We start from the raw sequence: 25,710 nt of genomic DNA, 5'->3' as shown, positions 1-25,710 counted from the left end.
CGAAGCCCGTCAGGAAAGGCTGATGAAGCTGGCCGCCTGAGCTGCAAAAGCTTGTCCAGACAACCGGAGCCGATACACTTTCTTTGCCTCAATACGCTGCTCGCGTGCTTCGGGCAATGTGATGCCATTATCCCCGTAGCGACTGACCGTTCGTGTGTGTTTCTCACCGACCGTTAAGACGGTGGTCGAACCTGAACGTAACGGCCCCGCCTCGATTGACAAGAGCGAACAGGCCGTCCCGGTCGACGACCTTGTACAGCCTACCATGCGCCTTTAGGTTCCCGAGCTTCGTATCGGTCAGCACAGGCACAAGCGCTACTTTTACCTTTGCGTATACCGTCAGACTCCATACCGTCGACTAAACCCGTGCAACGCCCACCCAGTCAGGATTTCAGCGAAAAAATACCGTCAGCTTGCACTTGCGGATCTGACGGTATGCGGATTTGTTGACGAATTGCTTTTTCGAAATACCGTCAAAAGACACCGTCAGAAATGGGCGGCCGCAGCCGATAGATGGCGAACCTCAAAACGAGCAAAAGCCGCGCTCAGCGCGGCTTTTGCCGGGTTTTCCGATACTCGCCGATAGCAGGCGACTAACGTCAAATCATTCCCACTCGATCGTCGCAGGCGGCTTCCCCGAGATGTCATACACGACCCGGTTGATCCCGCGCACTTCGTTGATGATCCGGTTAGACACATGCCCAAGCAGCGCGTGCGGCAGATGCGCCCAATGCGCGGTCATGAAGTCGAGCGTCTGCACCGCGCGCAACGCGACGACGTACTCGTAAGTACGGCCATCGCCCATCACGCCGACGCTCTTCACCGGCAGGAACACCGCGAACGCCTGGCTCGTCAGGTCGTACCACGACTTGCCGGTTTCCTTGTCGATCGTAGTGCGCAGCGTCTCGATGAAAATCGCGTCCGCGCGGCGCAGCAGGTCCGCGAAATCGCGCTTCACTTCGCCGAGAATCCGCACGCCCAAACCGGGACCCGGGAATGGATGGCGATACACCATCGAGTGCGGCAGACCGAGCTTCACGCCCAGTTCGCGCACTTCGTCCTTGAACAGCTCGCGCAGCGGTTCGAGCAGCTTCAGGTTCAGCGTCTCCGGCAAACCACCGACGTTGTGATGACTCTTAATGGTTTGCGCGGCCTTCTTGCCCTTGCCCGCCGATTCGATCACGTCCGGATAGATCGTGCCTTGCGCCAGCCACTTCGCGTCCGTCAATTTGCCGGCTTCGGCCTGGAACACTTCGACGAACTCCGCGCCGATGATCTTGCGCTTTGCTTCCGGATCGGTCACGCCGGCGAGCTTGCCGAGGAAGGCTTCGCTAGCGTCGACATGAACCACCTTCACGCCGAGGTGATCGGCGAACAGCGCCATCACCTGCTCGGCTTCGTTCAGACGCAGCAGGCCATGATCGACGAACACGCAGGTCAGCTGGTCGCCGATCGCGCGATGCAGCAGCGCCGCCGCCACCGACGAATCCACGCCGCCCGACAACCCCAGAATGACGTGCTCGTTACCGACCTGCTCGCGAATCTTCGCGACGGCTTCGTCGATGTAGTGGCCCATTTCCCAATCGGCCTTCGCGCCGCAGATCTGCAGCACGAAGCGCTCGAGCATCGCGCGGCCCTGCACCGTGTGGGTGACTTCCGGATGCCATTGCAGGCCGTAGAAGCGGCGCTGTTCGTCGGCCATCGCGGCGATCGGGCACGATTCCGTCGATGCCATCAGCGCGAAACCCGGCGGCATTTCCAGCACCTTGTCGCCATGGCTCATCCACACCTTCAGCATGCCGTGGCCTTCGGACGTGGTGAAGTCGCTGATGCCTTCGAGCAGGCTCGTATGGTTGCGCGCGCGCACTTCGGCGTAGCCGAATTCGCGCAGATGACCGATGTCGACCTTGCCGCCGAGCTGTTGCGCCATCGCCTGCATGCCGTAGCAGATGCCGAGCACCGGCACGCCGAGTTCGAACACGGCTTGCGGCACGCGCGGCGTATCTTCCTCGGTGACCGAGCTCGGGCCGCCCGACAGAATCACGCCCGTCGGCGCGAAGTCGCGGATGAACGACGCGTCGACGTCGTACGGATGAATTTCCGAATACACGTTGGCTTCGCGAACGCGACGTGCAATCAGTTGGGTGACTTGTGAACCGAAGTCGAGAATCAGGATCTTGTCATGCATGGCAGCGGACGGAATCAGAAGTGAGCGGATACGGAATGCCGCGCACGAGGCGCGGCGTCGAATTCAAAGCGGTCCACGCGGCGACGGTCTCGGCGCGGCGCGGACAGCCAACATTACGATGAAGCACAAGGGTGCGGCCAACCGTGAAGCTTGCCGCCCGCGCTGCACGCGAACGAAACCGGGCGGCTTCGGCAAACGGTCTGGCGCGCGGCGCGTCAACCATGAAACGGCGGGCGCGGTGCGCCGGGCACGTCGTTGCTGGTGTCGCGCGCGGCGCGTTCGGACTCGTTGAGACTGGGCTCGCTTGCGGCAGGATGAAGCGGCGCGGCAGGTGCAACGGCAGCCGCGGCAGCCGGATTGACCGGCCGTGTGACCGGCACGACGGGCTCTGGCACCGGCTCGGCGTGATAGACCGGAAAGCCCGCAGTGACACGTGGCTCGCGCGCGTTGTCGCGTTCGAGTTCACGCTGCCGTGCGGCATCCTTTTCGGCTTCTTTCGCGGCACGCTTGTCAGCCCGGCTGTCGGTCTTGCTCGACGAGGACTTGACCACGCCCCCCTTCTCGCGCCGCCGCACCGCTCCCGACAGTCGCACGCCGCCGAGCCCGATCACCACCAGTACGACACCGGCGAGCACCGCCACCATCTGCCCGAAACCGGTCAGCGAAGGCGTATGCAGCCCCAGCAGCCAGACCAGCATCAGCACGCCGATCAACCAGTGCACATGACCGACGACGTTCGCGACCTTCGAGGTCAGCGCCCCGTCGAACGACGCATGCACCGCGAGCCACGCGAGCCCGATCAGCGCGACGCCGAACGCCTGGCCGACCAGCTTCGGCTCCGTTGGCACCAGTTGCAACGCGTCGTACAGCGAGGTCCACGGCGTCAGCACGAACAGCAGGCCGAACGCCAGCAGCAACAACGCATCGAGGATCAGTACAACGCGCAGCAGTGGCTTCATGGGCGTTTAGTCCACGTGGTAGTTGGGCGCTTCCTTGGTGATTTGCACGTCATGCACATGCGACTCGCGCAGGCCCGCGCCGGTGATCTGCACGAACTCGGCCTTCGCGTTCATCTCGGCGATGGTGCGGCAGCCGCAATAGCCCATGCTCGCACGCACGCCGCCGATCAGCTGGAACAGGATCGCGTTGACCGAACCCTTGTAAGCGACGCGGCCTTCGATGCCTTCCGGCACCAGCTTGTCGATGTTCGCCGAGTTGTCCTGGAAGTAGCGGTCCGCCGCGCCGTCCTTCATTGCGCCGACCGAGCCCATGCCGCGGTACGACTTGTACTGGCGGCCCTGGTACAGGAACACTTCACCCGGCGACTCTTCGGTGCCGGCGAACATGCTGCCCATCATGACCGCGCTGGCACCGGCCGCGAGCGCCTTGCTGACGTCGCCCGAGAAGCGCACGCCGCCGTCGGCGATGACCGGCACGCCCGTGCCGCTCAGCGCTTCGGACACGTTGGAGATCGCCGTGACCTGCGGCACGCCGACGCCTGCGACGATACGGGTCGTGCAGATCGAGCCCGGGCCGATACCGACCTTGACGCCGTCCGCGCCGTATTCGACGAGCGCCTTGGCAGCTGCTGCCGTGGCGATGTTGCCGCCGATCACCTCGACGTGCGGGAAGTTCTGCTTGACCCACTTGACGCGCTCGAGCACGCCCTTGCTGTGGCCATGCGCGGTATCGACGACGATCACGTCGACGCCCGCCTGCACGAGCAGCTCGACACGCTCTTCGTTGTCCGCGCCGACGCCGACCGCCGCGCCTGCGCGCAGCTTGCCGTGCTCGTCCTTGCACGCGTCCGGGTGCTCGGTCTGCTTGGTGATGTCCTTGACGGTCATCAGGCCGCGCAGTTCGAACGCGTCGTTGACGACCAGCACGCGCTCGAGGCGGTGGCTGTGCATCAGCGCCTTCGCCTCGGCGAGCGGCGTGCCTTCCTTGACGGTGACGAGGCGCTCGCGCGGCGTCATGATGTTGCGCACCGGCTCGTCCAGACGCTCTTCGAAGCGCAGGTCGCGGTTCGTCACGATACCGACGAGCTGCGCGCCCTCGACGACCGGGAAGCCCGAAATGCCATGCTGGCGCGACAGCGCGATCACGTCGCGCACTTTCATTTGCGGCGGCACGGTGATCGGATCGCGCACCACGCCCGACTCGAAACGCTTGACCTTCGCGACTTCAGCCGCCTGCTCGGCCGGCGTGAGGTTCTTGTGGATGATGCCGACGCCGCCCATTTGCGCCATGGCGATCGCCAGACGTGCTTCGGTGACCGTGTCCATCGCGGCGGACACGAGCGGCATGTTGAGGGAGATGTTGCGGGTCAGCCGGGTCTTGAGGCTGGTGTCGCGCGGCAGAACATCGGAGAAGGCCGGGACGAGGAGCACGTCATCGAACGTGAGTGCTGTTTGGATCAGACGCATGGCAAATCCTATAGGCGCAAAAGCGAATTATACGCGATACCACCCCGGTTTTCACTGCGCGAACAGCAGCTTAGCGAATTTCGGACGATTTTTTACCGGTCCGGCACGGGCCGATTTCACTTGGCCTTTCGCGTCGGGTTCGATCGGGTTTCGTTTGCGCGTTCGCAGGCAAACACGGGGGTCGGCGGGCGGAGATCCACCGGCGAACCCCTGGGTCGAGCGACGCCGGAACCCAGCCGAATGCAGGATCGAACAAGACGCTCCGTCCGCAAAACCGCTATTCTGCCGGCCATTCCAGTTTATTCAGCAGGGGCAGTCGATGCAGCGCGGTGTCGTATATGGGGTCATGGCCGGAGCCTTGTGGGGCATGGTGTTTCTGGTGCCGCGGGTGCTGCCCGATTTCTCCCCGCTCCTGCTCGTCGCGGGCCGCTACTCGATGTACGGCGTCGTGTCGCTCGCCGCGGCGCTGCCGATCGCGCGTTCGCTCGCCAAACGGCTGAGCCGCGAAGATCTGATCGCCCTCGTCAAGCTCGCGCTAGCCGGCAACATCGTCTATTACCTGCTGCTGACGGCCGCCGTGCACCTGATCGGCATCGCCCCGGCCTCGCTGATCGTCGGCGTGCTGCCGGTCACGGTCACGCTGGTTGGCCGGCGCGATCACGGCGCGGTGCCCCTCGCGCGCCTCGCATGGCCACTCGCGACCGTGATGGCGGGCATCGTCTGCATCAATATCGACGTGTTTACGGTGGCCGGCGCGGCGCCGGTGAGCATCGCGACGCGGCTGCTCGGCGTGGCCTGCGCGGTGGGCGCGCTGCTTTGCTGGACCTGGTTCGCGGTCGAAAACGCCCGCTACCTGCAGCGTCAGACGCATTTCAGCGGCAACGAGTGGTCGGTGCTGTGGGGCGTCGTGACCGGCGCGCTCGGCGGCGCGTTGTGGCTCGTGGTCGCGCTGCTGCCCGCGGGCGGCCCCCAGGGCGAACTGGCCGATGCACGGTGGCACACGTTCTGGCTACTCAATCTGGTGCTCGCGATCGGCGCGTCGTGGCTCGGCAACGGCCTGTGGAATGCCGCGTCGAAACGGCTGCCGCTGACGCTGTCCGGCCAGATGATCGTGTTCGAGACGCTGTTCGCGCTGCTTTACGCGTTCATCTACGACGAGCGCCTGCCGCGCCCGCTCGAATTCGCGGCGATCCTGCTGCTGGTCGCGGGGGTCTGGTGGTCGGTGCGCCGGCATTCGGACGACGAAGCGTCGGGTGCCGCACGCATCGAGAGTATGGAAGACAAGGCGCAGACGTCGGCGCCATGATGTGATGTGCGGTGACGATGCAAGCCGGGCGGCGGGCGGAGCGCAAGCCGCCGCCGCAAGCTTCGCCGCCTAGCGCGAATCCTTGTTCAACCAGCGCCGCCCCTCGATCGACCCCGCCTTGCGCGTCTTTTCGACGCGGCGTTGGCGCGACACCTTCGGATCCACCAATAGAGGCCGGTAAATCTCGACGCGATCATGATCGGCGAGCACCGTATCGAGCGGCTTGAGCTTGCCGAACACGCCCACCTTCTGCGCGTTCAGATCGATCGATGGAAAACGCTGCAGGATCCCGCTTGCGTCGATCGCCTGTTGCAGCGTCGCGCCCGCGGGCAACTCGAGCGCAATCAACGCCTGCTCGCCGGCGAGCGCATAGCAGACCTCAACCGATAGCCGAACGCTCATGGCTGACCATAGCGCTGATTGGCGCGCTTCACGAAAGATTCGACGAAAGTATTGGCGATGTGATTGAACACCGGCCCGATGATCTTCTCGAGCAGGATGCTGGTGAACTCGTAGTGCAGCGCGAATTCGATCTTGCACGCGTCGGCGCGCAGCGGTGTGAAGACCCAGAACCCGGTGAACTTGCGAAACGGGCCGTCGGCGAATTCCATGTCGATGCGCGTCGGGCGCTCCATCGAGTTGCGCGTCGCGAAATGCTGCTTGATGCCCTTGAAGTTGATATCGATCCTCGCCTCCATGCTGGTGTCGTCCCGGTGGCGAATTTCGATGCCCCCGCACCATGGCAGGAAGTTGGGATAATCGTCGACGTCGGTGACGAGGTCGAACATCTGCTCCGCCGAATGGCGAATCAACACGGTTTTCTGGACATCTGCCATAAATTGAACAGCGCGTGGCAAGGGTGGACGAGCGCCGCGGGCTTTCCTTGCCCCGCTTTGCTAAAATCGTGATTTTAAACGAGTTGGGCACTTTCCATTCATGAGCATCATCGACAACAGAAAAGCCTTCTACGACTACTCGGTCGAGGAACGCTATGAGGCAGGCCTCGTGCTCGAAGGATGGGAGGTCAAGGCGTTGCGCGCGGGCCGCGGCCAGATCAAGGAAGGCTACGTGGTGATCCGCAACGGCGAGCTGTTCCTGATCGGCACGCACATCAGCCCGCTGCCCGAAGCGTCGACGCACATTCATCCCGATCCGGTACGCACGCGCAAGCTGCTGCTGCACAGCGAGGAAATCAGCAAGCTGATCGGCAAGGTCGAGCAGCGCGGCTACACGCTCGTGCCGCTGAATTTTCACTACAAGAACGGTCGCGTCAAATGCGAGATCGGCCTCGCGAAGGGCAAGAAGATGCACGACAAGCGCGAGACCGAGAAGAAGCGCGATTGGGAGCGCGAAAAGGCACGCCTGATGCGCTCGCCGACGTAAGCGCGATTTCTAAGCGCGATTCCTGAGCGCGATTCGTTTCCGGATGAAAAAATGGCCCGCACATCGATGTGCGGGCCATTTGCTTTTGCGTCACTCGTTTCTGGCGCGTTCATTGCGCGCTCATTGTTCGGTTCTTCAGCGCGCGTCGGTTCGCGGCGCCTCCGCTCCCGTCCTGCTCCTGTTCACGATCGTCAGGGCCGAGGCGATCATCGAACTCATGTTCGACATGTCGCCCGGCACGATCAGTGTCGTGCCCTGCTTCGCGAGGTTCGAGAACGCGTTCACGTACTGTTCTGCCACCTTCAGATTCACCGCGTCCATGCCGCCGTTCAGCTGGATCGCCGCGGCGATCTTCTGGATCGCCTGCGCGTTCGCCTCGGCCACCGCCAGAATCGCCGCGGCCTGCCCCTGCGCCTGGTTGATCGCCGCCTGACGCTCGCCCTCGGACTTCTGGATTGCCGCCTCGCGGCCGCCGGATGCGATATTGATCTGCTCCTGCTTGCGCCCTTCCGATGCCGCGATCAGCGCGCGCTTCTCGCGCTCGGCGGTGATCTGCGCCTGCATCGCGTGAAGGATTTCCTTCGGCGGCGTCAGGTCCTTGATCTCATAGCGCAGCACTTTTACGCCCCAGTTCGAGGCCGCTTCGTCGAGCGCGGAGACGATGCTGTGATTGATGAAATCGCGCTCCTCGAAGGTCCGGTCGAGCTCCAGCTTGCCGATGACCGAGCGCAACGTGGTCTGCGACAGCTGCGTGATCGCGAACACGAAGTTGCTCGATCCGTACGATGCTTTCATCGGATCGGTGACCTGGAAATACAGCACACCGTCTACCTGCAGCTGCGTATTGTCGCGCGTGATACAGACCTGGCTCGGCACCTCGAGAGGGATCTCCTTCAGAACATGCTTGTACGCGACCCGGTCGACGAACGGAAACGCGAAGCTTAGGCCCGGCGTCAGTGTCGCGTGATAACGGCCGAGGCGCTCGAGCACCCACGCATGCTGCTGCGGCACGATCTTGATGGTCTGCGCCGCGAGCACGATCACGACGATCAGCAGCACTGCCCCGACGATGGTTGAATCCATATCGCTACCCTCCGATTCTGATTCGAATTGTTGTGCGCAGGTTGGTCGGGCCTGCGTGTTCAGCTTAGGCTCTGGCGCTTCGCTTTGGGAAGGGATATCGATGGGCGCGTGTGGCGGACACCGCACCCAACGCTCACGCTCGGGTCGTCAGGTCGTGCTCGCGCGGGCCTTCGGCTGCCGGCTCGCAACGACGACGAGACAACTGCCGCGCAATTCCCTGATCTCGTAGACCTGCGCGTCTTCGGGTTCGCCCACGGCCAGCTCGACGTCCCACGCCGCGCCACGATAGTTCGCGCGTGCTTTGCGCCCCTGCCAGGTCGGCACGTTCAGCGTCTGCCCGATATCCAGATTGACGTCCGGATTGCGCGACGCCTGCTCGCGCTTGCGGCGGCCAAAGCGCGAGCGTCGGAGTATCACGACCGCCGCGAGCGCGACCAGCGCCGCCACCACGAACTGCAGGTCGGTCCCGGCGCCGGCAATGCGCGCAAGCGCGGCCGCGACGAAGCCGAACGCGACCATCAACAGATAGAAGGTGCCGCTCATCAGCTCCAGCACGACAAGCACACCCGCCCCGATCCACCAGAACAGTCCACCAGGCGCCACGTCGACCTCCAGAAAGCAAAACACCCCGGATCTACCGGGGTGTTTATAGCATGAAGCACATGCTTTTAACGCGTGGTGAATGCCGCCTGCGCAGCGGCAGGCGGCGCCTCGCGAGTTACTGCCTCGACTTCGCCAGTTGCTGCCACGTCTCGATGATCGTGTCGGGGTTCAGCGAGATCGACTTGATGCCTTCGTCCGTCAGCCATTGCGCGAAGTCCGGATGATCCGACGGCCCCTGGCCGCAGATACCGACGTACTTGTCCAGACGCAGACAGGTTTCGATCGCGCGCTTCAACATGAACTTGACCGCCGGATCGCGCTCGTCGAAATCGACAGCGAGCAATTCCATGCCCGAGTCGCGGTCGAGGCCGAGCGTGAGCTGCGTCAGGTCGTTCGAGCCGATCGAGAAACCGTCGAAGAACTGCAGGAACTCTTCGGCGAGGATCGCGTTCGACGGCACTTCGCACATCATGATCAGGCGCAGGCCCTTCTCGCCACGCTTCAGGCCGAACTTCGCGAGCAGCCCGACCACGCGCTCCGCCTGCTTCAGCGTACGCACGAACGGCACCATGATCTCGACGTTGTCGAGGCCCATCTCTTCACGCACCTTCTTCAGCGCGACGCATTCCATCTGGAATGCCTCGGCGAAGTCTTCCGCGATATAGCGCGATGCGCCGCGGAAGCCGAGCATCGGATTTTCTTCGTCCGGCTCGTAGCGCGAACCGCCGATCAGCTTCTTGTACTCGTTCGACTTGAAGTCCGACATACGCACGATGACGGGCTTCGGATAGAACGCCGCCGCGATCGTCGCGATGCCTTCGGTCAGCTTGTCGACGTAGAACGCGCGGGGCGACGCGTGACCGCGCGCGACGCTTTCGACCGCCTTCTTCAGGTCCGGATCGACGTTCGGGTACTCGAGAATCGCCTTCGGGTGCACGCCGATGTTGTTGTTGATGATGAACTCGAGACGCGCGAGGCCCACCCCTGCGTTCGGCAGTTGCGAGAAGTCGAACGCGAGCTGCGGGTTACCGACGTTCATCATGATCTTCACCGGAATGGCCGGCAGTTCGCCGCGCTGCACTTCGGTCACTTCGGTTTCGAGCAGGCCGTCGTAGATCTTGCCTTCGTCGCCTTCCGCGCACGACACGGTGACGAGCGCGCCGTCCTTCAGCACGTCGGTCGCGTCGCCGCAGCCGACCACGGCCGGCACGCCCAGCTCACGCGCGATGATCGCAGCGTGGCAGGTGCGCCCGCCGCGGTTCGTGACGATCGCCGACGCACGCTTCATGACCGGCTCCCAGTTCGGATCGGTCATGTCTGCGACGAGCACGTCGCCCGGCTGCACGCGGTCCATTTCCGACGGATCGTGAATCACGCGCACCGGACCCGCGCCGATCTTCTGGCCGATCGCGCGGCCGGTGGCGATCACATTCGACTGGCCCTTCAGCTTGAAGCGCTGCTCGGCCTTGCCGTGGCCCTGGCTCTTCACCGTTTCCGGACGTGCCTGCAGGATGAAGATCTTGCCGTCGCGGCCGTCCTTGCCCCACTCGATGTCCATCGGACGCTGGTAGTGCTTCTCGATGATGACCGCGTACTTCGCGAGTTCGATCACGTCTTCGTCGGTGATCGAGAAGCGGTTGCGCTGCTCGTGCGCGACGTCGACGGTCTTCACGCGGCCCGGCTCGCCCGGCTTCGTGAATTCCATCTTGATCAGCTTCGAGCCGATCGAGCGGCGAATGATCGGGTACTTGCCCTGCGCGAGCGTGGTCTTGAAGACGTAGAACTCGTCCGGATTCACCGCGCCCTGCACGACGGTCTCGCCGAGGCCATAGCTCGACGTGATGAAGACCGCGTCCTTGAAGCCCGATTCGGTGTCCAGCGTGAACATCACGCCCGCGGCGCCGACGTCCGAGCGCACCATGCGCTGCACGCCCGCCGACAACGCGACTTCAGCATGCGTGAAGCCCTTGTGGACGCGATAGGAGATGGCGCGGTCGTTGTACAACGACGCGAACACGTGCTTCATGCGATCGAGCACGTCCTCGATGCCGACCACGTTCAGGTAGCTTTCCTGCTGACCGGCGAACGATGCATCGGGCAAGTCTTCGGCGGTCGCCGACGAACGCACGGCAAACGACAGCTCTTCGGGCGAGCTCTTTTGCAGCGTGTCGAAACCCGCGCGAATGTCAGCCTCGAGCTGCGGCTGCAGCGGCGCGTCGACGATCCATTGACGGATCTCCTTGCCCGCTTCGGCGAGCGCCTTCACGTCGTCGACGTCGAGCGTCTCGAGACGTTTGGCGATGCGTTCGGTCAGGTTGTTGTGCTGCAGGAAGTCACGGAACGCGAGCGCGGTGGTCGCGAAGCCGGTCGGCACGCGCACGCCGGCTTGCGCGAGCTGGCTGATCATCTCGCCCAGCGACGCGTTCTTGCCGCCGACGATTTCCACGTCGGTCATCCGCAACTGCTCGAACGGAACTACATACGCCTTGTCCTTTGCGACGGTAACTGCGTTAGTCATACAAGCCCCTAAGTGTGAAAGAAATTCACGGCTGTGCAAGTGGGCTTGAACACGGGAGAGCCCATTGGAAGCTCGACCCCGTGTCTTGCAAAACCTGTTAGATAAGCAATCGCCGTCAACGCAGACCGAAACGGCGGCGAAGAACGCCGATGAACGCAGTTACCGCTCGATCTCTTACGTTCGGCGCACATTGACGTCAGATGACGGGGCGTTGACCGACCGTTCGCGGCAAATAAGCGGCCAATCGCCCGCAATTGCTTATCCAACAGGTTGCCGCTATTCTACCGTGCCGACTCTCCAAATGTGGCAGTCGGTCGAGAATTGCGCCTCGAATCCGCGGCCCGATCCAGCCAGCGGGCTGTTGCGAGGCCGGCCGCCCGGGCGCAAGGGCCGCGCCCACGGCACGCCGCATCGACGACGCCGTCTCCGGACAACCGCCGGAGCTCGTCCGCCGCCGCGCGGTTTGATTCGAGCGCGTTTTAGCGCTCGCGTTTTTTCGGCTCATTTGCCTTCACGTTCAAAGCCCCACTAATGCCGCCCACCGTATTCATCGTCTCAGACGGTACCGGGATTACTGCCGAAACCTTCGCGCATTCGATCCTCTCCCAGTTCGACCAGAAATTCCGCCTGGTTCGCGTGCCATTCGTCGACTCGACCGAGAAAGCCTACGCGACGCTCGAAAAGATCAACGAAGCGGTCGTGCAGGACGGCCGTCGTCCGATCGTATTCACCACGCTCGTCGATAGCTCGTCGAACCAGATCGTGAAGGATTCGAACGCGCTCGTGCTCGACATGTTCCAGACCTTCGTCGAGCCGCTCGAACAGGAGCTGGAGCTGAAGTCGAGCCACGCGATGGGCCGTGGCCACCAGAACGCGGACACCGAGGAGTACAAGAACCGGATCGAGGCGATCAATTTCTCGCTCGCGCACGACGACGGTCAATCGAACCGCAATCTCGCGGACGCCGACGTGATCCTCGTCGGCGTGTCGCGCAGCGGCAAGACGCCGACGAGCCTCTATCTGGCGATGCAGTACGGTGTGAAAGCGGCGAACTATCCGCTGATCCCCGAAGACTTCGAACGCGGCAAGCTGCCGACGCCGCTGCTCGAGCATCGGCAGAAGATGTTCGGGTTGTCGATCGATCCGCAGCGGCTGTCGGAGATCCGCAACGAGCGGCGCCCAGGCAGCAAATACGCGGCGCTGGAAAACTGCCGCTATGAGATCAACGAAGCGGAAGCGATGATGCGGCGCGAGGGGATCAAGTGGCTGTCGTCGACGCACAAGTCGATCGAGGAGATCGCGACGACGATCCTGCAGGAGATCAAGCTGGATCGGCCGTCGTATTGAGACACAGCCGGGCAGGCGTTGCGCTGCCGGACCCGAGCCCGCGCAACGCCACCCACGTCTACTTGTTGCGCCCGCGCTGCTGCCGGCACTGCTCGAACACGCAGACCGCCGCCGCAGCCGCCACGTTCAGCGACTCCATGCCGCCGGGCTGCGGAATCGTCACGCGCAACGACACGGCGTCGCGCCACACCTGCGACACGCCCGCCCCTTCGTTGCCGAACACCCACGCGAGCGGCCTGCTCAGGTCGCAATCGTAGATCGCTTCGGCGCCGTGCGAGTCGGTGATCACGACCGGCACCGCGAGGCGCTCGATCAGCCCGTCCGCTTCGACGTCTTCATGAATCTGCAACAGGAAATGCGCGCCCATCCCCGAGCGCAGCACCTTCGACGACCACGCGTACGCGGTGCCCGGCGCGCAGAATACATGCTCGATGCCCGCGGCCGCCGCGCTGCGCAGAATCGAGCCGACGTTGCCCGCGTCCTGCACGCCGTCGAGTACGAGACAGTTTTGCTCGACGCGCTCGGGCAGCGGCGCATCGAGCTTCTCGACGAGCAGCAGAATCCCGACCCCATGCACGACATTCGACAACTGCCCGAACAACGCATCGGGCAGCGTCACGAGCCGATGCCCGTCGATGCGTGACACGATCGCCTGCGCTTCGTCGTGACGCAGCGCGCCGTCGGTGACGACGCATAGCTCCGGCTGACCGGCGACGTCGAGATACGCGCTCGCGAGATGGAAACCCTCGAGCAGCGCATGGCCGCTGCGGCGCTGTTGATGCGTCGAGCCGGCCAGTGCCTTCAGGCGCTTGTAGAGCGGATTGTCCCGCGAGGTGATGGCTTTCACAGGCAGCGAAGGCGGTGAGGAATGGAAAAGGAATCAGTGGCGAATCAACGCGACTCAAGCGCGCACCGCGCTCGAGCCATGCTGATGAGGTCGGTCACGCGAGGCCGGTTTCGCCGAACGCATCGCCGTCGAAGAGCAGCGCGTCGGCTACGATGACGGCGTCCGCCGCCGGCACCGGCACACCTGTGCCGAATCGCAGATGCGCTTCGCGCACCGGCGCGAACGAGCGCCGATGATGCTCGCACGGCCCATGCTCGCGCAGCGCCGCAAGATGCTGCGGCGTGCCGTAACCCGCGTGCGCGTCGAAGCCGTACATCGGATAGGCCTGGTGCAGTTCGACCAGCATGCGGTCGCGCGTAACCTTCGCGAGAATCGACGCCGCCGAAATGCTCTTCACGAGCGCGTCGCCGCCGATCACCGCCTCGCTACGGACGCTGAGCGTCGGGCAACGGTTGCCGTCGACTTTCACGAGCGTCGGCACGACCGACAAACCCTCGACCGCGCGCTTCATCGCCAGCATGGTGGCGTGCAGGATGTTCAGCGAATCGATTTCTTCGACCGTCGCCGATGCGATGCAGTAGGCGAGCGCGCGCTCGACGATCTTGTCGTACAGCGCTTCGCGCTTGAGTGCGGTGAGCACCTTCGAATCGTCGAGGCCGCGGATCATCGGTTTGGCAGGATCGAAGATCACCGCCGCCGCGACGACCGGACCGGCCAGCGGTCCGCGCCCTGCTTCGTCGACGCCACAGACGATGTCTTCGGCGCTCTCGAAGTTCAGGCCGGCTTGCGCCACCACCCGAACCGCGGCCGCGGTCTTGCGGCGAGGCGCGCGCGCGGCGGTCATGGCCGCCCCGCCCGCTGCTCGACGACGCTCGCCACGACTTCGGCGGCGCGCTGTGCGGTGTTCTGCTTCAGCACGTGATGCATCTCCGTGAAGATTTCCTTCAGCGTGCGCCGGTTCGCCTCGTCGCGCAACTGTTTCAGCGTCGCCTCGGCGAGCGCCTGCGGCGTCGCGAAGTGCTGCAGGATCTCCGGCACCACGAAGCGTCCGGCCAGGATGTTCGGCAGGCCGACGTACGGCAGATAGCCCTGGCGGCGCATGATCTGGCCGGTCAGCCAGGGCACCTTGTATGAAATCACCATCGGCTTTTTCAGCAGCGCGGCTTCGAGCGTGACGGTGCCGCTCTTCACGAGAATCGCGTCGGCGGCGGTCATCGCGAGTTGCGACTGGCCTTCGGTGATGGTCAGCGCGAGGCCTGGATGCGAGTCGACGAGCGGCTGCAGCAGCGCGCGCAACGCGGGCGTCGCCGCTGGCATCACGAAGCGCACGCTGGGCTCCTGATGCTGCATCATCTCCATCGCCGCGAAGAAGGTCGGGGCGATCAGATCGATCTCGGAGCGCCGACTGCCCGGCAGCACCGCGATCACCGGCCCGGTTTCCGTGAGGCCGAGCGCGCGGCGCGCGCCGAGGGTGTCGGGTTCGAGCGGGATCTGGTCGGCCAGCGGATGCCCGACGTACGACGCCGCGACACCCGCCTTTTCGAGCAGCGCGGTTTCGAACGGGAACACGCACAGCATGTGGTCGACCGCCTTCGCGATCTTCTTGATGCGACCGCCGCGCCACGCCCAGATGGACGGGCACACGAAGTGCACGGTCGGAATGCCGGCGTCGCGCAGCGCGTGCTCGAGCCCGAAATTGAAATCGGGCGCGTCGACGCCGACGAACACCGACGGCGGCTCGGCGAGCAGCTGACGCTTCAGCTCGTTGCGGATACCGAGAATTTCGGGGATGTGCCGCAGTGCTTCGACATAGCCGCGCACCGTCAGCTTTTCCATCGGCCAGTGGGCGTCGAAGCCCGCAGAGATCATGCGCGGACCACCGATGCCGTAGTACTGCGTGGCGGCCGGCAACCGGCCGGCGAGACCGTCGAGCAGCGACGCGGCGAGCAGGTCGCCGGACGGCTCGCCGGCCACCATCGCGACGCGCAGCGGACTGGGTTGCAACGTCATCGGTTAGCGGATGATGCCGCGCTGCGACGCTTCGACGAACGCGAGCAGCGTCTGCACGGGCGCGTCGCCGTCGCCGCCGGCCGAACCGAGTTCCTTCAATTGCACCTTCGCTTCTTCGAGCGACAGGCCGTTCTTGTACAGCACGCGATACGCAGTACGCAGCACCGAGATCGCATCGGCCGAGAAGCCGCGGCGGCGCAGCCCTTCGACGTTGATGCCATGCGGCTCGGCCTTGTTGCCCGCGGCGATGACGTAGGGCGGCACGTCCTGCACGAGCGCCGACGCGCCGCCGAGCATCGCATGCGCGCCGATGCGCACGAACTGATGCACGCCCGACATGCCACCGATGATCGCGTGGTCGCCGATCGTCACGTGACCGGCCATCTGCGCGTTGCTCGACAGGATCACGTTGCTGCCGACGTGGCAGTCGTGACCGATGTGCACGTAGGCCATGATCCAGTTGTCGTCGCCGAGCGTGGTGACGCCCGCGTCCTGCACCGTGCCGGTGTGGATCGTCGTGAACTCGCGGATCGTGTTGCGGTTGCCGATCACGAGCTTCGTCGGCTCGTCCCGGTACTTCATGTCCTGCGGACGGCCGCCGACCGACGCGTAATGGCCGATGCGGTTGTCTTCGCCGATCGTGGTATAGCCTTCGATCACGCTGTGCGAGCCGACCGTGCTGCGCGCACCGATCGTCACGTGTGCGCCGATCACCGCATAGGGGCCGACTTCGACGGATTCGTCGAGCTGCGCGCCCGCTTCGATGATCGCGGTGGGATGGATCCTGCTCATGCGTCCTCGCTTCTGATTCTGTTGCGTTGTCTGGATGGCCTTGACGCCGGGGCTGCGCGCGTGCCGTGACGCGCCGCGACCTGCCCGGACGCCGGCTTTACGCGTCTTTGTCCGTGTGACGAACCGCGCACATCAGATCGGCTTCCGCCGCGACGACGCCATCCACTTCGGCGCGTGCCTTGAATTTCCAGATGCCGCGCATGTGACGCTCGAACGTGCAGTGCAGCATCAGCTGATCGCCCGGCTCCACCACGCGCTTGAAGCGCGCGTTGTCGATGCCGACGAACAGGTACAGCGTGTTCGACGGATCGCTCGGCTCTTCCGAGAACGTCAGCAGCGCCGCGGTCTGCGCGAGCGCTTCGAGGATCAGCACGCCTGGCATCACCGGCCGCGTCGGGAAATGTCCCTGGAAATACGGCTCATTGATCGACACGTTCTTCAACGCTTTGATGCTCTTGTGCGGTTCGAGTTCGAGCACCCGGTCGACCAGCAGAATCGGATAACGATGCGGCAGCAGCGTGAGAATCTTATGAATGTCGAGATTGATTTTTTCGGTGCTCATGGTGTTTCTGCTCACGCATTGACTGCGCGATGATGACTGCGGATGCTGGTGCAGGTGGGTTGATAACGCGCGCGACCGGCGCCTCTCACGACCGGTGGCCGTGCCACCCGGTCACGGCCACCGGCTTTGCTTCCTGATGCTCGACCGCTATTTTACGCGGTGCCGATGGGCCGCCGTGATAACTGTTAGATCTTGTTGCCTGCGGGTTGACCTGCGGCGCCGTCAGAGGCATTGCCGGTCTTGGCGGCGGTGGCGTTCTCCAGCGCCTTGATGCGATCGCGCAGCTTGTCGATGTTGCGCAGCAGCGCGGCGCTTTTGTTCCAGTCCGCGTGGTTCACGGCCGGGAACGCACTCGTGTACATGCCGGGCTTCAGCAGCGACTTCGACACGCCCGACTTCGCGGTGACGATCACGTGATCGGCGAGCGTCACGTGTCCGGCGATGCCGACCGCGCCGCCGATCATGCAATGACGGCCGATCGTCGTGCTGCCCGCGATACCCGCGCAGCCCGCGATGACCGTGTACGCGCCGACCTTGCAGTTATGGCCGATCTGCACGAGGTTGTCGATCTTCACGCACTCCTCGATGATCGTGTCGGCCATCGCGCCGCGGTCGATCGTGGTGTTCGCGCCGATTTCGACGTCGTTCGCGATCGACACGCCGCCGACCTGCGGAATTTTCACCCAGCTGCCGGTGCGCGCGTCGCCCTCGCCGACGAAGTCGGGCGCGAAGCCGAAACCGTCAGAGCCGATCACCGCGCCGGCGTGCACGATCACGCGCTCGCCGAGCTTGCAGCCGTGGTACACGGTCACGTTCGGATACAGATGCGCGTTCGCGCCGACATGCGTGCCGCGGCCGATCACGACGTTGGCGTCGAGCCGCGCATGCTCGCCGATCACCGCGCCCGCTTCCACGCTGACACGCGGACCGATCACCGCGCTCGCGGCGACCTGCGCGGAAGGATCGATGGTTGCACTCGGATGCACGCCGGGAACCGCCTTCGGCGCGGCGAGGTCGATGAAGGTCTGCGCGATGCGCGCAAAGTAAGCGTAGGGATTTGGCGTGACGATGAAGTTTCGACCTTCGCGCGAGGCGAGCTTCGCGAGGTCGCCGGCATTGATCAGCACCGCGCCGGCGCGGGTCGTGTCGACCTGCGACAGATACTTCGGATTGGCGAGGAACGCCAACTGGTCCGGGCCTGCCTGGTCGAGCGGCGCGAGACTGCTGACGCGCTGCGACCCGTTACCGACTACCTCACCGCCGAACCGCTGGACGATGTCCTCGAGCGTAAATGCCATGCCTTTCCTGTCTCCAATGTCGACCAGAGTTGGCACTTTAGTGCTTACTCTGGACCCATTCAAATCATTGCGAGGGCGCGCGCCGACGCGCGCGGGGCGACCGTGCGTCGCCCGCAGTCGCCCTTAGTTGCCCGACGCGGCCAGCGCCTTCAGCACCTGGTCGGTGATATCGATGCGCGGGCTCACGTACACCGCTTCCTGCACGATCAGATCGTAGTGCTGGGTTTCGGCGATCTGCTTGATGACCTTGTTCGCGCGATCGAGCACCGCCGCGAGCTCTTCGTTGCGGCGCTGGTTCAGGTCTTCGCGGAACTCACGCTGCTTGCGCTGGAAATCCGAGTCGAGCTGGGACAGGTCGCGCTGCTTCTGCGCGCGATCGGTCGCCGACATTGTCGCGCCATTCTTGTCGAGCGCATCGGACATCGACTTGAGCTTTTGCGCCATGTCGGCAAGATCCTTGTCGCGCTTTGCGAATTCGGCCTCGAGCTTCAGCTGCGCGGCTTTCGCCGCCGCCGATTCGCGCAGGATGCGGTCGGAATTCACCGCGGCGATCCTCGCCTCCTGCGCGTGCGCCATCCCGACCCCGAGGGTCATTGCCAGCGCCAGTGCGCACGCTACACGTTTCGAAAACATACCGGTTAGCAAAGTCATCCTCTCGATACTGTAGTTTGGCCGCACCCGCCGCCGCAGCCAGCCGCCGGGAGCGCCCACCGCCCGATCAGAACGCCGTCCCGATCTGGAACTGGAACTTCTGATACTGGTCGCCAGTGTGCTTGACGAGCGGGAAGCCAAGGCTCAACTTGAGCGGGCCGATCGGCGAGATCCACGCGAGACCGACACCGTAGCCGTAACGCAGGCCGTTCGAGCCGATGGACGTAGCGCCCGCACTGGCGTCGGCCCACACGTTACCAGCGTCCAGGAACGTGAACACGCGCAAGGTCCGATCATAGCCAGTGCCCGGCAGCGGGAACGTCAACTCGATATTTCCGACCAGCAGCTTCGAACCGCCGATTGGGTCACCTGTTTTCGCATCACGCGGACCCAGCGAGCTCGGCTCGTAGCCACGCACCGAACCGATACCACCGGCGAAGTAGTTCTTGAAAATCGGGTAAGGCTTGCCAGCCAGGCCATTACCGTAGCCACCCTGGAAGTTGAAGCCCAGCACAAAGCCGCGCGCGAACGAGTAATAGTACTGCGCGTTGATGTCGGCCTTGTAGTACTGCGTGCCGCCGACCGGCGTGCCGTACTCGGCGTTCGCCTGCGCGAAGTAGCCACGGCTCGGTACCAGTGCGCTGTCACGCGCGTCGCGCGACCAACCCACCGTGAGCGGCACGTTGTTCGATACGCGACCAAAGTCCTGTACGTACTGTACGTACGAGGCCGGCGTGTTCGAGTCGATGTCGAGCTGGTTCTGCTCGAAGCCGACGCCGAAGTACACGGTATCGACTTCGGAGAACGGGATGCCGAACTTCAGATCGCCGCCCAACGTGACGATCTTGAAGCTCGAATCCGTCGAGTAGTACAGCGGCTGGTACGTGCGGTAGTAGACGTCGGTGATCCGCTTGATGCCGTCCACCGTGAAGTACGGGTCGACCTGGGTAACCGTCAGCGTACGGTACGTCTTCGCGGTGTTCACGTTGACCGACAGGCTCGTGCCGGAGCCGAACACGTTGTCCTGCGAGATACCCGCCGACAGCACCACCTTGTCCGTCGACGAGAAGCCCGCGCCGAGCGTGATCGCGCCGGTCGGCTTTTCGGCGACCTTCACGTCGATGTCGACCTGGTCGGGCGTGCCTTCCACGGGAATGGTGGTCACGTCGACGTCGGTGAAGTAGCCGAGACGGTTGATACGGTCTTTCGACAGCGCGAGGCGGTTCGAATCGAACCACGAGCTTTCGAGCTGGCGCATTTCACGGCGCACCACTTCGTCGCGCGTGCGCGTGTTGCCGACCACGTTGATGCGGCGCACGTACACGCGGCGGCTCGGGTCGACCTGCAGCGTCAGATCGACCGTGTGGTTGTTCTGGTCGATCTGCGGCTGCGCGTTGACGGTCGCGAATGCGTAACCGTACTCGCCGAGCTTGTCGACGATCGCCTTCGTGGTGGCCTGCAGCTTTTCGGCCGAGAAGCGGTCGCCCGGCTTGATCTTGATCAGCTTCTTGAGCTCCGCTTCACGGTCGAGCAGATTGCCGGCGAGGCGGATATTCGAAATCGTGTACGGCTGGCCTTCATGCAGCGTGACCGTCAGGTACATGTCCTTCTTGTCCGGCGAAATCGACACCTGGGTCGATTCGATGCTGAACTCGAGGTAGCCGCGGTTCAGGTAGTACGAGCGGACGTTCTCGAGGTCGCCGGTGAGCTTGTCTTTCGCGTACAGGTCGTTCTTCGTGTACCACGAGAACCAGTTCGGCGTGGACAGCTGCATTTCGTCACGCAGCGTGCCGGTGCTGAACGTGTTGTTGCCGATGAAGTTGATCTGGCGGATCTTCGCGCTCGGACCTTCGGCCACCGAGAACAGGATGCCGACGCGGTTGCGGTCGATCGGCGTGATCGTGGTAGTGACTTCGGCCGCGTAGAAGCCGCGCGTCAGATATTGACGCTTCAGTTCCTGCTCGGCCTTGTCGACGAGCGCCTTGTCGTAGTAGCGGCCTTGCGAAAGCCCGACCGCGCGCAGCGCCTTGATCAGGTTGTCTTTCTCGAACTCGTGGATGCCGGCGAAGTCGATCGTGCCAATGGCCGGACGTTCCTGCACCTGCACGATCACCACGTTGCCTTCGGTCGCGATCTTGACGTCGTTGAAGAAGCCCGTCGCGTACAGCGCGCGAATCGCTTCGGACGCCTTGTCGTCGGAGAAGGTATCGCCTTGCTTGATGGGCAGGTACGCGAACACGGTACCCGGTTCGACGCGTTGCAATCCCTCAATGCGAATGTCTTGCACCACGAAGGGCGTCGTTGCGTGAGCAACCAGCCCATGCGCGGCGAACGCCGCGGCTATAACCGTCTTTGGACCTAAGCGATGAGGTTTGAACAACGTGCTTCCCCAGTGTGTATAGCTGCATCAGGCCTGGCGGCCGCCCTCGAGAACGCCGCCGGACACTTTAAAAATGGATTAAACGAGCCAGATCGTTGAACAGCGCAATCGCCGACAACGCGACGATGCAGGCAAGGCCCGCCCTCTGAAAAACGAGTTGCCAGCGATCGGAGACAACTTTACCGGTCACAGCTTCAACCAAGTAATATAACAGATGCCCCCCGTCCAATACCGGAATTGGTAGCAGGTTCAGCACGCCGAGGCTAATGCTGACAAGGGCCAGGAACGACAGAAACGCAGCAGGACCCAGACGTGCGCTCTTTCCCGCGTAGTCGGCGATCGTCACCGGACCGGACAGGTTCTTCAGCGATGCCTCGCCGACGATCATGCGTCCGAACATCCGCACCGAGTACACCGCGAGGTCCCACGTGCGGCGCGCGCCGAGGCGCAGGCTTTCGACCGGCCCATAGCGCACGTCGATCGACGGCACCTGGGTCGCCAGCTCCGCGCCGATGCGGCCGATCTGCTGCCCGCTCGCCGCATCGCGCTGCAGTTGCGGCACGATCGTGATCTCTTCGAGCGTGCCCGCCGCGTGCCCGCCCTGGCCGCCGCGCTCTACCCGCAGCGTGACCGGCACGCCGGCGTGCGATTTTACGTAGGCGATGAAGGCCGCGGCGTTATCGGTCGGCGCGCCGTTGATCGCACGCAGCCGGTCGCCCGCGACGAGGCCCGCCTTCTGCGCGGCGCTGCCCGCCTGCACGCCCGCCACCGTCAGCTTGCCGCCACCCGGTTCGAAGCCTAGGTGCGACATCAGATCGTCGTCGACGTCTTTCTCGCCGAGGCCGCGCAGGTCCATCGGAAAATCGGAGGTGCCGTGCGCGTCTTTTGCACTGAGCACGATGCGCTGCTGATCGAACGCGGCGCCGAGCAGCTTCCAGCGCAGATCCGACCACGATCGCACCGGCTCGGTCTCGTCGCTATGGCCGGTGCGCACACCGACGATCGTCTCGCCGCCCTCGAAACCCGCCAGCGCGGCCGGCGTGTTCGGCGCGGGCGTCGCGATGACGGCCGCCGGTTCTGTGACGCCCGTCGCGAAGACGAGCGCGAACAGCACGATCGCAAGCAGGAAATTCGCGACCGGACCGGCCGCGACGATCGCGAAGCGTCGCCACACCGACTGGCGATTGAACGCATGCGGCAGATCCGCGTCGGGAATCGAGCCGGGGCCGGCCTCGCGCTCGTCGAGCATTTTCACGTAGCCGCCGAGCGGCAGCGCGGCAATCGTCCACTCGGTGCCCGTCTTCGGACTGACCCACTGAACGAGCGGCTTGCCGAAGCCGATCGAAAAGCGCAGCACCTTCACGCCGCATAGACGCGCGACGCTGTAGTGCCCGTACTCGTGGACCACCACGAGTACGCCAATCGCAACCGCGAAAGCGAGCAGTTCGATCAGCAGATTCATAAGCGCCTCACTGGACGGCGCGTTCCGTACGACGGGCGCCGTCGGGCAGACGCGCGATGAATTCGGTCGCGGCGCGACGCGCGGCGGCGTCCGCTTCGATGACGTCGTCGAGCGCATGCGCGCTGCGGTTCGGCAACGCGTTCAGCACCGAGTCGACCACCTGGGCGATCGCCATGAAGCCGATGCGCCGCGCGAGGAACGCCTCCACCGCGATCTCGTTTGCCGCGTTCAGCGCCGCGCTCGCGACGCCGCCTTCGGCAAGCGCCTTCATGGCGAGCGCGAGGCACGGGAAGCGCGCGTAATCGGGTTTTTCGAACGACAGCGACGCAATCTCCGCGAGATCGAGCTGTGCGACGCCGGAGTCGACGCGATCCGGAAACGCGAGTGCGTGCGCGATCGGCGTGCGCATGTCGGGGTTGCCGAGCTGCGCGAGCACCGAGCCGTCCGCGTACGACACCAGCGAATGGATCACGCTCTGCGGATGAATCAGCACGTCGATGCGCTCGCCGGGCAGGTTGAACAGCCAATGCGCCTCGATCACCTCGAGGCCCTTGTTCATCATCGTGGCCGAGTCGACCGAGATCTTGCGGCCCATCACCCAGTTCGGATGCTTGCAGGCTTCGTCAGGCGTCACGTCGACGAGCGTGGCCGGTTCGCGTGTGCGGAACGGGCCGCCCGAGGCGGTCAGGATGATCTTGGCGACGCCGCCATGCAGCGATGCTTCGCGCGGCAGGCATTGGAAGATCGCGTTGTGTTCGCTGTCGACCGGAAGCAGCACCGCGCCGTTGTCGCGCACCGCGTCCATGAAGATCGCGCCGGACATCACCAGCGCTTCCTTGTTCGCGAGCAGGATGCGCTTGCCGGAGCGCGCCGCGGCAAGGCTCGGCGCGAGACCGGCCGCGCCGACGATCGCCGCGACCACCGTGTCGCAACCTTCGCTCTTCGCGACGTCGACGAGCGCCTGCGGCCCGTACGTGACCTCGGTCTTGCTACCCGCGTCGCGCAGCTTCGCGGCGACCTTCGCGGCCGTGTCGGCGTCGCCGACCACCGCGACTTCGGGCGCAAAGCGCAGGCATTGCTCGACGAGCTTGTCGCCGTTGCGATGCGCGCTCAGCGCATAAATCGAAAAACGCTCGGGATGGCGCGCGACCACGTCGAGCGTACTGTCTCCAATCGAGCCCGTGGAACCGAGCAATGTCAGACGTTTTTGCATATCTCTTTCTCTAGCCGAGCAGCAGCATGGCGAGCGGCAGCACCGGCAGCAACGCGTCGATGCGATCGAGCACGCCGCCGTGCCCCGGCAACAGGCCGCTCGAGTCTTTGACGCCGGCCTGGCGTTTCATCATCGATTCGAACAGATCACCGACCACGCTGAAAACCACCAGCAGGGTCAGCGCGAGCACCGTGCGCAGCGCGCCCAGTTGCGCCAGCAGCGCAGAATACAGGGTCGGCTCGAACGCGTGCAAAAAGACCGCCGCCGCCGCGACGATCATGACCAGCAGCCAGCCGCCGATCGCGCCCTCCCAGGTTTTACCCGGACTGATGGCGGGTGCCAGCTTGTGCTTGCCAAATGCTTTCCCCGAGAAGTATGCGCCGATATCGGCGAGCCATACCAATAGCAGCAGCGACAGCACGAACGGCACGCCTTGCATGCGCGCGGCGACGAGAGCATGCCAGCACGCGATGAAACCGACGATCCCGGCAACAAAAAGAAAGGCGCGCCACGCGCCCTGCGCGAGCACGGGCTTGCGTAGCAGCACGAACGGGCCCGCGATCACCCAGAAAATCGCCGCTGCCTGGAAGAATGGCCGCGCATGCTCGGTGCCGACCCCCACGCGCGTGCTGGCGACGAGCCCGAGCGCCGCGACGAGCGCGTACAGCACCGGCCCCGCGCCGCCGAGCTTCAGCAGGCGCGCCCATTCCCACGCGGCGAACACAACGACGAAAGCGATCAGCGCGCCGAACGCGCCGACAGGCGCGAACAGCGTGACAGGCAGGAACACTGCCAGTAGCACGATCGCCGTGATGACACGGGTCTTTAGCATGGAAGCGAATCGACGTTCTGCGATTGCGGCTCGAGCTGAGCACTGGTGCGGCCGAAGCGGCGTTCCCGCTCGGCGTACGAAGCGATGGCGTGACCGAGCGCGTCGGCGTCGAAATCCGGCCAGAACGTGTCGGTGAAATAGAACTCGGTGTAGGCGAGTTGCCACAGCAGGAAGTTGCTGACGCGACGCTCGCCGCCGGTGCGGATGAACAGGTCGGGTTCGGGCGCGTAAGCCATCGACAGATGCTCGGCGAACGCGTCCTCGCTGACCTCGACCGGCTTGCCGGTCGCCGCCGCCTGCTCGACGAGCTTGCGGGTGGCCTGCATGATGTCCCAGCGGCCGCCGTAGTTCGCGGCGATGGTCAGCGTAAGACGGGTATTGCGAGCGGTCTTGGTTTCCGCGCGCTTGATCAGGTCGCGGATCTTGTCGTCGAAACGCTCGAGATCGCCGACCACGCGCAAACGGATACCGTTCGCGTGCAGCTTGCCGATCTCGCGCTCGAGCGCGGTGACGAACAGGCGCATCAGGAACGACACCTCCTCGTTCGGACGGCGCCAGTTCTCCGAGCTGAACGCGAACAGCGTCAGATATTCGACGCCCTGCCGCGCGCACGCCTCGACGGCCGCCCGCACCGCGTCGACGCCGCGCGTATGGCCCGCCACGCGCGGCAGACGCCGCTGGGTGGCCCAACGGCCGTTGCCATCCATGATGATCGCGATATGTCGCGGCACCGCGGCGACTTCAGGCACGCGCACGGTTGAGCTGGTATAGGTCATGGCCGTCGGGACAGTAATGCCAGTAAAGAAGTG

General features: G+C 64.3%; 23 protein-coding genes. 3 read left to right on the top strand and 20 right to left on the bottom strand.

Annotated elements, in window-relative coordinates:
• Nucleotides 1-604: 604 nt before the first annotated feature.
• The 3 genes from guaA to guaB form a co-directional block, all read right to left on the bottom strand.
• On the bottom strand, nt 605-2,188 hold the full coding sequence (gene guaA / locus EVC45_RS26290; RefSeq protein WP_129961143.1) for a glutamine-hydrolyzing GMP synthase: 1,584 nt from the start codon (nt 2,186-2,188) through the stop codon (nt 605-607).
• 215 nt (nt 2,189-2,403) lie between these two features.
• On the bottom strand, nt 2,404-3,147 hold the full coding sequence (locus EVC45_RS26285; protein WP_129961142.1) for a hypothetical protein: 744 nt from the start codon (nt 3,145-3,147) through the stop codon (nt 2,404-2,406).
• Between the two features lie 6 nt (nt 3,148-3,153).
• Nucleotides 3,154-4,614, bottom strand: a complete 1,461-nt coding sequence (gene guaB / locus EVC45_RS26280) for an IMP dehydrogenase (RefSeq protein WP_129961141.1) — start codon at nt 4,612-4,614, stop codon at nt 3,154-3,156.
• Between the two features lie 319 nt (nt 4,615-4,933).
• Here guaB and EVC45_RS26275 point away from each other — a divergent pair, with 319 nt between their 5' ends.
• The gene (locus EVC45_RS26275; RefSeq protein ID WP_129961140.1) at nt 4,934-5,920 is read left to right on the top strand and encodes a DMT family transporter; all 987 of its coding nucleotides are present in this window, start codon (nt 4,934-4,936) and stop codon (nt 5,918-5,920) included.
• 69 nt (nt 5,921-5,989) lie between these two features.
• Here the strand turns inward: EVC45_RS26275 and EVC45_RS26270 are convergent, their stop codons facing one another.
• Nucleotides 5,990-6,322 carry an RnfH family protein gene (locus EVC45_RS26270; RefSeq protein ID WP_129961139.1) on the bottom strand — a complete coding sequence of 111 codons (333 nt, stop codon included), beginning with the start codon at nt 6,320-6,322 and terminating at the stop codon, nt 5,990-5,992.
• On the bottom strand, nt 6,319-6,756 hold the full coding sequence (locus EVC45_RS26265) for a type II toxin-antitoxin system RatA family toxin (protein ID WP_129961138.1): 438 nt from the start codon (nt 6,754-6,756) through the stop codon (nt 6,319-6,321). The genes EVC45_RS26270 and EVC45_RS26265 overlap by 4 nt, the downstream gene beginning before the upstream one ends.
• 100 nt (nt 6,757-6,856) lie before the next feature.
• Between EVC45_RS26265 and smpB the strand changes: the two genes are divergently transcribed.
• Nucleotides 6,857-7,303, top strand: a complete 447-nt coding sequence (gene smpB / locus EVC45_RS26255; protein WP_013089686.1) for an SsrA-binding protein SmpB — start codon at nt 6,857-6,859, stop codon at nt 7,301-7,303.
• A 135-nt stretch (nt 7,304-7,438) separates the two neighbouring features.
• Here the strand turns inward: smpB and EVC45_RS26250 are convergent, their stop codons facing one another.
• The 3 genes from EVC45_RS26250 to ppsA all read right to left on the bottom strand — a co-directional run bounded on the left by EVC45_RS26250 (nt 7,439) and on the right by ppsA (nt 11,507).
• Nucleotides 7,439-8,386, bottom strand: a complete 948-nt coding sequence (locus tag EVC45_RS26250; protein ID WP_129961137.1) for an SPFH domain-containing protein — start codon at nt 8,384-8,386, stop codon at nt 7,439-7,441.
• Nucleotides 8,387-8,533: 147 nt separating this feature from the next.
• Nucleotides 8,534-8,989, bottom strand: coding sequence for an NfeD family protein (locus EVC45_RS26245; RefSeq protein WP_129961136.1), 456 nt, complete (start codon nt 8,987-8,989; stop codon nt 8,534-8,536).
• Between the two features lie 115 nt (nt 8,990-9,104).
• Complete coding sequence (gene ppsA / locus EVC45_RS26240; RefSeq protein ID WP_129961135.1) at nt 9,105-11,507, bottom strand: phosphoenolpyruvate synthase; 2,403 nt, start codon at nt 11,505-11,507, stop codon at nt 9,105-9,107.
• Between the two features lie 531 nt (nt 11,508-12,038).
• On the opposite strand from ppsA, the gene EVC45_RS26235 reads away from it, so the two are divergent.
• On the top strand, nt 12,039-12,854 hold the full coding sequence (locus EVC45_RS26235) for a pyruvate, water dikinase regulatory protein (RefSeq protein WP_013089690.1): 816 nt from the start codon (nt 12,039-12,041) through the stop codon (nt 12,852-12,854).
• 58 nt (nt 12,855-12,912) lie between these two features.
• On the opposite strand, the gene EVC45_RS26230 is transcribed toward EVC45_RS26235, so the two are convergent.
• The 12 genes from EVC45_RS26230 to uppS all read right to left on the bottom strand — a co-directional run bounded on the left by EVC45_RS26230 (nt 12,913) and on the right by uppS (nt 25,677).
• A complete protein-coding gene (locus EVC45_RS26230) occupies nt 12,913-13,701 on the bottom strand; it encodes an RNA methyltransferase (RefSeq protein WP_129961134.1) in 789 nt (262 codons plus the stop codon).
• Nucleotides 13,702-13,795: 94 nt separating this feature from the next.
• The gene (gene rnhB, locus EVC45_RS26225) at nt 13,796-14,545 is read right to left on the bottom strand and encodes a ribonuclease HII (RefSeq protein WP_129961133.1); all 750 of its coding nucleotides are present in this window, start codon (nt 14,543-14,545) and stop codon (nt 13,796-13,798) included.
• On the bottom strand, nt 14,542-15,711 hold the full coding sequence (gene lpxB, locus EVC45_RS26220) for a lipid-A-disaccharide synthase (protein WP_129961132.1): 1,170 nt from the start codon (nt 15,709-15,711) through the stop codon (nt 14,542-14,544). Before lpxB ends, rnhB begins: the two co-directional genes overlap by 4 nt.
• A 3-nt stretch (nt 15,712-15,714) precedes the next feature.
• Nucleotides 15,715-16,503 carry an acyl-ACP--UDP-N-acetylglucosamine O-acyltransferase gene (lpxA, locus tag EVC45_RS26215; RefSeq protein WP_129961131.1) on the bottom strand — a complete coding sequence of 263 codons (789 nt, stop codon included), beginning with the start codon at nt 16,501-16,503 and terminating at the stop codon, nt 15,715-15,717.
• A 97-nt stretch (nt 16,504-16,600) separates the two neighbouring features.
• The gene (gene fabZ / locus EVC45_RS26210) at nt 16,601-17,065 is read right to left on the bottom strand and encodes a 3-hydroxyacyl-ACP dehydratase FabZ (protein WP_129961130.1); all 465 of its coding nucleotides are present in this window, start codon (nt 17,063-17,065) and stop codon (nt 16,601-16,603) included.
• Nucleotides 17,066-17,250: 185 nt separating this feature from the next.
• Nucleotides 17,251-18,363: a UDP-3-O-(3-hydroxymyristoyl)glucosamine N-acyltransferase gene (gene lpxD / locus EVC45_RS26205; RefSeq protein WP_129961129.1), complete on the bottom strand. Its 1,113-nt coding sequence runs from the start codon at nt 18,361-18,363 to the stop codon at nt 17,251-17,253.
• 123 nt (nt 18,364-18,486) lie between these two features.
• On the bottom strand, nt 18,487-19,008 hold the full coding sequence (locus EVC45_RS26200; RefSeq protein ID WP_026225318.1) for an OmpH family outer membrane protein: 522 nt from the start codon (nt 19,006-19,008) through the stop codon (nt 18,487-18,489).
• Between the two features lie 73 nt (nt 19,009-19,081).
• Nucleotides 19,082-21,394, bottom strand: a complete 2,313-nt coding sequence (bamA, locus tag EVC45_RS26195; RefSeq protein WP_129961128.1) for an outer membrane protein assembly factor BamA — start codon at nt 21,392-21,394, stop codon at nt 19,082-19,084.
• A gap of 67 nt (nt 21,395-21,461) precedes the next feature.
• Nucleotides 21,462-22,856: an RIP metalloprotease RseP gene (gene rseP, locus EVC45_RS26190; protein WP_129961127.1), complete on the bottom strand. Its 1,395-nt coding sequence runs from the start codon at nt 22,854-22,856 to the stop codon at nt 21,462-21,464.
• 7 nt (nt 22,857-22,863) lie between these two features.
• Nucleotides 22,864-24,069 (bottom strand): 1-deoxy-D-xylulose-5-phosphate reductoisomerase, encoded by a 1,206-nt coding sequence (locus tag EVC45_RS26185; RefSeq protein WP_129961126.1) that lies wholly within the window; start codon nt 24,067-24,069, stop codon nt 22,864-22,866.
• Nucleotides 24,070-24,079: 10 nt separating this feature from the next.
• Nucleotides 24,080-24,901, bottom strand: a complete 822-nt coding sequence (locus EVC45_RS26180; RefSeq protein ID WP_129961125.1) for a phosphatidate cytidylyltransferase — start codon at nt 24,899-24,901, stop codon at nt 24,080-24,082.
• Nucleotides 24,895-25,677, bottom strand: coding sequence for a polyprenyl diphosphate synthase (gene uppS, locus EVC45_RS26175; protein WP_129961124.1), 783 nt, complete (start codon nt 25,675-25,677; stop codon nt 24,895-24,897). Before uppS ends, EVC45_RS26180 begins: the two co-directional genes overlap by 7 nt.
• Nucleotides 25,678-25,710 lie beyond the last annotated feature (33 nt).

Source organism: Paraburkholderia sp. UYCP14C, assembly GCF_004197395.1.
Taxonomy (GTDB): domain Bacteria; phylum Pseudomonadota; class Gammaproteobacteria; order Burkholderiales; family Burkholderiaceae; genus Paraburkholderia.
Note: the sequence above shows the minus strand (reverse complement) of the source record. Positions and strands in the feature narration are given on the sequence as shown.